6 protein-coding genes are annotated in these 7985 nt (G+C 74.3%); 3 read left to right on the top strand and 3 right to left on the bottom strand.

Annotated elements, in window-relative coordinates; genetic code table 11:
* Nucleotides 1-37: 37 nt before the first annotated feature.
* Nucleotides 38-1462: a type I glutamate--ammonia ligase gene (gene glnA / locus M8C11_RS27280; protein ID WP_013287749.1), complete on the bottom strand. Its 1425-nt coding sequence runs from the start codon at nt 1460-1462 to the stop codon at nt 38-40.
* 129 nt (nt 1463-1591) lie between these two features.
* Here glnA and M8C11_RS27275 point away from each other — a divergent pair, with 129 nt between their 5' ends.
* A complete protein-coding gene (locus M8C11_RS27275; RefSeq protein ID WP_091421189.1) occupies nt 1592-2047 on the top strand; it encodes an RDD family protein in 456 nt (151 codons plus the stop codon).
* Nucleotides 2048-2108: 61 nt separating this feature from the next.
* Here the strand turns inward: M8C11_RS27275 and M8C11_RS27270 are convergent, their stop codons facing one another.
* Complete coding sequence (locus M8C11_RS27270) at nt 2109-2798, bottom strand: DUF4191 domain-containing protein (RefSeq protein WP_120568720.1); 690 nt, start codon at nt 2796-2798, stop codon at nt 2109-2111.
* A 215-nt stretch (nt 2799-3013) separates the two neighbouring features.
* Here M8C11_RS27270 and M8C11_RS27265 point away from each other — a divergent pair, with 215 nt between their 5' ends.
* Together M8C11_RS27265 and M8C11_RS27260 are read left to right on the top strand one after the other, a co-directional pair.
* Nucleotides 3014-3184, top strand: coding sequence for a hypothetical protein (locus M8C11_RS27265; protein WP_252454222.1), 171 nt, complete (start codon nt 3014-3016; stop codon nt 3182-3184).
* Nucleotides 3185-3414: 230 nt separating this feature from the next.
* Nucleotides 3415-6339 carry an AAA family ATPase gene (locus tag M8C11_RS27260; protein WP_252454220.1) on the top strand — a complete coding sequence of 975 codons (2925 nt, stop codon included), beginning with the start codon at nt 3415-3417 and terminating at the stop codon, nt 6337-6339.
* Between the two features lie 15 nt (nt 6340-6354).
* On the opposite strand, the gene M8C11_RS27255 is transcribed toward M8C11_RS27260, so the two are convergent.
* The gene (locus tag M8C11_RS27255; RefSeq protein ID WP_252454218.1) at nt 6355-7977 is read right to left on the bottom strand and encodes a DUF423 domain-containing protein; all 1623 of its coding nucleotides are present in this window, start codon (nt 7975-7977) and stop codon (nt 6355-6357) included.
* Nucleotides 7978-7985 lie beyond the last annotated feature (8 nt).

The raw sequence follows: 7985 nt of genomic DNA, 5'->3' as shown, positions 1-7985 counted from the left end.
ATCGCGGAGCCGGCCCGGCCGGTGCTGACGTACGTGCTCAGCAGTCGAAGTACATCGCGAACTCGTGCGGGGTCGGGCGCAGACGCACCGGGTCGACCTCGTTGGCCCGCTTCCAGTCGACCCAGGTGGAGATCAGGTCCGGCGTGAACACGCCGCCGTCGAGCAGGTAGTCGTGGTCGGCCTCGAGCGCGTTGAGCACCTCCGGCAGCGAACCCGGCACCTGCTTCACGTCGCCCCACTCCTCCGGCGGCAGGTCGTAGAGGTCCTTGTCGATCGGGGCCGGCGGCTCGATCTTGTTCTTGATGCCGTCCAGGCCGGCCATCATCATGGCCGAGAACGCCAGGTACGGGTTGCTCGACGGGTCCGGCACCCGGAACTCGACGCGCTTGGCCTTCGGGTTGCTGCCGGTGACCGGGATGCGGGTGCAGGCGGAGCGGTTGCGCTGGGAGTAGACCAGGTTGACCGGCGCCTCGAAGCCCGGCACCAGACGACGGTAGGAGTTCACCGTCGGGTTGGTGAAGGCCAGCAGCGAGGGAGCGTGGTGGAGCAGGCCGCCGATGTACCAGCGGGCGGTGTCGGACAGGCCGGCGTAGCCGGTCTCGTCGTAGAACAGCGGCTCGCCGCCGCGCCAGAGGCTCTGGTGGGTGTGCATGCCGGAGCCGTTGTCACCGAACAGCGGCTTGGGCATGAACGTCGCGGTCTTGCCGGCGGCCCAGGTCTCGTTCTTGACGATGTACTTGAACAGCTGGAGCTGGTCGGCGGCGTGCAGCAGCGTGGAGAACTTGTAGTTGATCTCCGACTGGCCCGCGGTGCCGACCTCGTGGTGCGAACGCTCGACGGTGAAGCCGCCGTCGACGAGGCGCCGCACGATCCGGTCGCGCAGGTCGGCGTAGTGGTCCACCGGCGGCACCGGGAAGTAGCCGCCCTTGTAGGCGGTCTTGTAGCCCCGGTTGCCGCCCTCCTCGATCCGGCCGCTGTTCCAGGCGCCCTCGATCGAGTCGATGTAGTAGAACGACTGGTGCGCGGAGGTCTCGTGGCGGATGGAGTCGAAGATGTAGAACTCCGCCTCCGCCCCGAAGTAGGCGGTGTCGGCGATGCCGCTGGCGGCGAGGTACGCCTCGGCCTTCTTCGCCACGTTGCGCGGGTCGCGGGAGTACGCCTCGCGGGTGAACGGGTCGTGGATGAAGAAGTTCAGCGCGAGCGTCTTCTGGGCCCGGAACGGGTCGATGAAGGCGGTGGCGACGTCCGGCAGCAGGAGCATGTCGGACTCGTGGATGGCCTGGAAGCCGCGGATCGAGGATCCGTCGAAGGCGAGGCCGTCGGTGAAGACGCTGTCGTCGAACGACTCGACCGGCAGGTTGAAGTGCTGCATCACGCCGGGCAGGTCACAGAAACGTACGTCGACGAACTTCACGTCCTCGTTGGCGAGGTATCGCAGGAGTTCCTCGGAATTGGCGAACACACGTCCTCCTGGCAGGTCCACTCCGGTAGCTGGCTACTGGCGACGCTATGGCCGGGGGGTTGCCCGGCCGTGTCTCGTCTGTTTCCGCCGTGTTACGTCGCTTGCGGAGCGTCATCCCGGCACGCTCTGATGCTGAATGTCGTATTTTTCGTCAGGGGTCGCGGCGGCGCTACCCTGGCCGCTGTGACCGATACCGCCGCCACACCGGTGCCGCCCGCCACCGACCCCGCCTTCACCCCGCCCAGCCTCGGCCGCCGCTTCGGCGCCCTGATCATCGACTGGGTGCTGTGCCTGATGGTCGCCCGGGCCTTCTCCGACCCGGTCCGCGACGGCTGGCCGCCGGTCCTGGTGCTGATCCTGGAGTACGGCTTCTTCATCGGCCTGTTCGCCCAGACCCCCGGCATGTACCTGACCCGGCTGCGCTGCGTGTCCTGGGCCGACGGCGGCCGGATCGGGCTGCTCCGCGGACTGCTGCGCGGCCTCCTGCTGGCCCTCGTGGTGCCGGCCCTGCTCATGGACGAGCACCGGCGCGGCCTGCACGACCGGCTCTCCGGGTCGGTCGTCACCGACGCCCCGCGCCGCTGACCCGCACGACGAAGGAGCCGGCCCCGCTCGGGAACCGGCTCCTTTTCGCGTACGCCGGAGGTCAGCGACCCCGGGTCTGCCGGAACGCGCCGCGCGCCGGCCGCATGTTCTTCGGGATCGCGCCCTTGGGCATCTGCGGCCGGGCGGTGAGCGCCTTGAGCCGCTTGTCGAGCGCGTTGACGTCCTTCGGGGACAGGGCGCGGGGCAGCCGCATCAGCGTCATCCGCAGCTTGCGGACCGGCAGCTCACCCTCGCCCTGCCCGATCACGTAGTCGTGCAGCGGGGCGGTGCCGATCACCTTCGCCAGGCGGCGCTTCTCCTGGCCGAGCAGGCCGCGTACGCGCTGCGGGTTGCCCTCGGCCAGCAGGATCACGCCCTGCCGGCCCACCACCAGGTGCACCATGTCCATCTGGGTGGTGGAGCTGACCGCCGGGGTGACCCGCCAGTCGCCGCGCATGCTCTCCATGATCTGCGCCGCCGCGCCCGGCTGCCCCTCGGCGGCGTTCATCATCGCCTTGTTGGAGCGCAGGTTGAGCACGATCAGCACGGCAAGCAGGGCGAGCAGGATGCCGATCGGCAGCCAGAGCCAGCCCCAGGCGATCACCGCGACCACGGTGAGCGCGAGCGGGATCAGCACCGCCGCCGCGGTCAGCGGCGCGAACCACTTGTCCTGCTTGGCGGTGAACCGGAACACCATCCCGATCTGCTTCAGCCGCTGGCCGAACGAGACCTTCTCCTGGGGCTTTGCCATACCGCAGAGTCTAGTGGTCGGCGCACATCACGTTGATCCGTGGCCGCCTCTTCCGCCGCGGGCTGAGTACCTTACCGCCGCGCCGGGCCGAACCGGCCCGCCGGTAAGGAGGCCGGGCGGGCGAAGATCAGGCGGCGTACCCATGCCCCGGGGGCACCTTCGCGCGGAGAGTCGATCTCGACAGGGAACGACACCGCACGACAAGGGAGATCGAGATGTTCGGCAACGACGCGGACTTCATCCTCAGCATCCACCGCAGCCACGCCTCCGAGTTGCAGGCCGACGCCGCACAGGACCGGCTCGCCCGGTCGCTGCCACGGCGGCACCCGCGCGGCTGGCTCAGCCGCCGGCAGCACAGCGCCCGCACCACCGACGCCCGCCGGTGACCGCACCGGCGGCCGTCGCCGGGCTCACCGGTGCGGCCGGTGCCGGGTTCGTTGGCACAGCCGGTGCCGCAGGGCAGTTCGCCGGTCCGGCCGTCCCCGGGATCGTGGGCGCGGCCGGTGCCGCAGGGCAGTTCGCCGGTCCGGCCGTCACGGGGGCGGCCGGACCGGCGGCGACGCGCGGCCCGATCGGCCCGGTCGGGCCGTCGGGGGCGCGTGGCATGCTCGACGGCGTGACCGTACGCGCCGCCAGCACCGTCCTCGTCGGCCGCCGGACCGAGCTGACCGCGCTCGGCGACGCGCTGGCCCGGTCCCGGTCCGGCGAGCCGGCGACGGTGCTCGTCGGCGGCGAGGCGGGTGTCGGCAAGACCCGGCTGCTGGAGGAGTTCGGCACGCAGGTGGACGCCGCCGGCGCACGGCTGCTCGTCGGCCAGTGCCTGGAGCTGGGCGAGGCCGGCCTGCCGTTCGCCCCGTTCGCCGCCGCGCTGCGCGACGTGCTGCGCCACGACGGGCCGGCCGCCTTCGCCGGCTACGAGGCGGAGTTCGCCCGGCTGCTGCCGGAACTCGCCCGGATGCCCGCAGGCGTCGCCGCGCCCGCCGGGCCGGCGCTCGCCGACACCCCGCGCGGCTACCTGTTCGACCTGGTGGCCGACCTGTTCCGGCGGATCGCCGAGGAACGCCCGCTGGTGCTGGTGATCGAGGACCTGCACTGGGCCGACCGGTCCACCCGGGATCTCATCGGCTTCCTGGTGCGGGCCGCCCGCGCCACCCGCCTGCTGGTGGTCTGCACGTACCGCACCGACGAGCTGCACCGCGGGCACCCGCTGCGGCCGTTCCTCGCCGAGCTGGACCGGGTCCGCGGCGTGGACCGGATCGAGCTGGGCCGTCTCGACCGCGACGGCACCGCCGCCGTGCTGGCCGACCTGCTCGGCACCGAGCAGTACGCCCGGACCGTCGACGACGTGCACGAACGCACCCAGGGCAATCCGTTCTTCATCGAGGAGCTGGCCGCCGCCGGCGGCCCGGTCGGCTGCGCGACCATCCCGGAGACGCTGCGCGACCTGCTGCTGGCCCGCGTCGACCGGCTGCCCGAGCCGGCCCAGCGGGTGCTGCGGATCGCCGCCGCCGGAGGCACCCGCTTCGCCCACCAACTGCTCGCCGAGGTGGCCGGCCTGCCCGAGGCCGAACTGGAGGACGCGCTGCGCGCCGCCGTCGCCGGGCAGCTCGTGGTGGCCGACCCGGACGGCGACTACGAATTCCGGCACGCGCTGGTCCGCGAGGCCGTGCACGACGACCTGCTGCCCGGCGAGCACGCGCGGCTGCACGCCCGGTACGCCGCCGCGATCGAGGCCCAACCCCACCTGGTCGCCGCCGGTCGCGCTCCGGCCGAGATCGCCCACCACTGGTACGCCGCGCACGACCACCCGCGCGCGCTCACCGCCGCCCTGGTCGCCGCCGAGGCGGCGGCCGAACGGTACGCGTACGCGGAGCAGAGCCGCCTGCTGGAGCGCGTCCTCGAACTGTGGGAGCAGGTGCCCGACGCCGCCGACCGGCTCGGCATGGACCACCTGCGGGTGCTGGAGGACACGCTCACCGCCGCGGTCACCGCCGGTGACCTCAGCCGCGCGCTCACGCTCACCCGGGCCGCGCTCGCCGAGGTCGACCCCGGCGCCGAGCCGCTGCGCGCCGCCCGCCTGCTCGACCATCGCGGCCGGCTGTTCGCGCTGCTCGGCAAGAGCGACGGCGCGGCCGAGCTGCGCGAGGCGTACCGGCTGGCGGCCGGCGCCCCCGACGGTCCGGAACGGTTCGCCGTGCTGGCCGACATCGCGTCGCACCTGATGAAGGTCGACCCGCGCGAGGCCGCCTCGGTCGCCGCCGAAGCCGCGGCCGGCGCGTCCGAGGTCGGCACCGACCTGGTGCTGCTGCCCACCCGGATCGCCCTGCTGCACCGCCTCGACGGCACCCCGGAGCGCGGGCTGGCCGAGCTGCGCGGGGTCGAGGCGCGGGCCCGCGCCGCCGGTGACTCGTGGGCCCTGGTCAGCGCGCTGGTCTTCCTCTCCGACGTGCTCTACGAACTGGGCCGCTACGACGAGTCCGAACAGGCAGCCGCGGCCGGGGTGAGCGAGGCGCGCCGGGTCGGCATCAGCCGCTCGATCGGGGCGTACCTGCTGTCCAACCGGGCCGAGGCGCTGATCGCGCTGGGCCGCTGGGACGAGGCGGACGCCACCTGCGCCGAGGCGGCCCGGATCGACCCGCCCGGCGTGTCCGGGCTGCACTGGCTGCAACTGCGCGCCGGGCTCCACCTGGCCCGCGCCCATCCCGGCGCCGACGAGGTCGTCGGGCGGGCGCTGGCGTTCCTCAGCCGGCCCTACCTCTGGCCGAACCACCGGCTGCCGCTGCACGAGCTGCGCGTGGAGGCCGCGCTCGCCGCCGACGACAAGCTGGAGGCGGTACGCGCGGCGCGCGCCGCCCTGGCCGACGCGCACCTGGCCGACCTGCCGCGTGAGGGCTGGCCGCTGCTGAACGCGCTGGCGCGTACCGCCGCGGAGAGCGGGGACGCGACGCTCGCCGCCGAGGTGTCGGCGGTGGCCGCCGCGCTGCCCGCCCGGCACCCGGCCGAGCACGCCCACGCGGCCCACGTCACCGCCGTCCTGACCGGGCTCGGCCCCGCCGCTCCCGCCGAGGCGCTCGCCGCGTGGCGGGAGGCCGTGGCGGCGTGGCGGGCGGCCGGGCAGCCGTACCCGCTGGGCCGGGCGCTGCTCGGGCTGGCCGAGGCGGCCGCGGCGGCGGGCGAGCGGGACGAGGTCGCCGCCGCGGTACGGGAGACGGCCGAGCTGGCCGCCCGGCTGGGTGCCACCCCGCTGGGCGAGCAGGCGGCGACGCTGGCCCGCCGGGTCGGGCTGCGGGGCACCGGGCGACCCGGGCCGGACCTGCTGACCAGCCGGGAGCAGGAGGTGCTGCGGCTGGTCGCCGAGGGGCACAGCAACAGCCGGATCGCCGAGCGGCTGTTCATCTCGCCGAAGACGGCGAGTGTGCACGTGTCCCGGATCATCGCCAAGCTCGACGTCACCAACCGGGTCGAGGCCGCCGCGCTGGCCCACCGCCTCGGCCTGCTCGACGCTTCGCCACCCGCCCCGGCACAGCGCCGCGCCCGGTAGCGCGCCGCGTCCGCGTCAGCGGCGCGGCAGGTAGATCCGCCAGCCGGCCACCGTGACCACGTCGAGCGCGCCGGATTCGGTGCCGAGGCGTTCGTCCAGCCGCGCGGCCAGCGGCGAGCCGGCCGGCGCCACCCACGCCGCGTCCGGGTCGGCCGCCACCTCCCGCCGGTACGCGGGCAACCGGTCGAAACCCGGGGTCAGGTCGTCGTCGACCACGGCACAGACCACGTTCTCGCCGGTGGCGTACGTGAGCCGGTTGCACGTCCAGTAGCCGCCGCGGACGTTCCGGACGTCGAGCGCGCCGAGCGTGTCCACGAGCGACCGGTGCCGGTCGGCCTCGGCGTGCACGCCGGGCGCCGCCCGGATCACGTCCACAGTGGCTGACGCGCCGGTGCCGAGCACGCCCGCGAGCACCGCCAGTGCTCCGAATCCCGCCACCTCGGCGAGCTGGCGCCGCCCGGTGAGCCGGCGGGCGGCGAGCGGGCGGGCGGCCTGCCACAGTGGCCAGAGCAGGGCGGGCACGGCGACCGCCAGGCACGACAGGTAACGGCTGCTCTCGGTCGGCGTCTGCCCGGCCGCGTTGCTCACCGCGTACGCGGCCAGTACGCCCGCCGCGCCGCCGAGCAGCGCCAGCCGCACCCCGGCCGACACCCGCTCCGCCGAACCCGGACGGCCGGAAGCGCGGCGCAGGGTGTGCCACGCGGTGAGCGCGGCGAGCACCAGCAGCACCGGGAACGCGACGGCCCACCAGAGCTGCCAGGTGGCACACCGGCCGGGTGAGCAGAAGCCCATCGCCAGCGGTGGCCCGAGGACCAGCGCGCCGTGCAGCCGGTCCGCCCAGTCCGCAGCAGTGCCGGAGCCACCCGCCGCCAGCACCGCGGTCACCGGGTTGCGGCCGTGCCGGATGCTGTCCACCAGCATCGGGGCCGCGCCCAGCAGCAGCGCGCCGGCCAGCACCAGCCCGGCCCGGCCGGCCAGTTCCCGCCGGCGCCGCGCCACGAGCAGCACGCCGAGCGTCAGCACGTACGGCAGGATCAGCGGGTCCACCCAGAGCAGCACCCCGGAGATCAGTCCCCACGCCGCCCAGCGGGGCAGCCGCGCGCCCGGCCCGCTCACGCAGAGCCCGACCGTGAGCAGCGCCAGCGCCGCACCGGCCGGGTTCAGCTCCGGATAGCCGCCACCGGCGATGAGCTGGTTCTTCACCACCCGGTCCGCGCCGAGCGCCAGCACGGCGACGACGAGCAGGGCGTACCAGCGGTCACCGCCGAGCCGCCGGGTCAGCCGCCAGGACAGCAGCAGGAACAACGCGTACAACGCCAGCGTGGGCAGCCGCAGCACGAGCACCGACGGCCCGGCGAGCGCGACCAGCGGCGCGGCCAGGTACGCCTCCAGCGTGCCCATGTACGCCTGGCCGTAGAACCAGACCGGGAAGCCCTCACCCCGGGCGATGTGCAGGGCGGCCAGCCCCATCGTCGCCTCGTCGCTGTTGGTGGGCGGCACGTCGGCGAACAGCAGCGCCAGCCGGTAGCCCACCCCGGCGAACCCGACGAGCAGGGCGAGCAGCGTCGGCAACGGCAGCCGCCGGGGCGTACGAGGGCGCACGGCTTCGCGTGGCTCCTCGCGTACCCCGGCGGTCATGCCTGTGA

This window comes from Micromonospora sp. CPM1, assembly GCF_023896895.1.
GTDB lineage: Bacteria > Actinomycetota > Actinomycetes > Mycobacteriales > Micromonosporaceae > Micromonospora > Micromonospora tulbaghiae.
Note: the sequence above shows the minus strand (reverse complement) of the source record. Positions and strands in the feature narration are given on the sequence as shown.

Bases quoted from the DNA above. Each gene is read 5' to 3' on its own strand.
- M8C11_RS27270 (WP_120568720.1), bottom strand. From the start codon at position 2,798: ATGGCAAAGCCCCAGGAGAAGGTCTCGTTCGGCCAGCGGCTGAAGCAG.
- M8C11_RS27255 (WP_252454218.1), bottom strand. From the start codon at position 7,977: ATGACCGCCGGGGTACGCGAGGAGCCACGCGAAGCCGTGCGCCCTCGT.
- M8C11_RS27275 (WP_091421189.1), top strand. From the start codon at position 1,592: ATGCTGAATGTCGTATTTTTCGTCAGGGGTCGCGGCGGCGCTACCCTG.
- M8C11_RS27265 (WP_252454222.1), top strand. From the start codon at position 3,014: ATGTTCGGCAACGACGCGGACTTCATCCTCAGCATCCACCGCAGCCAC.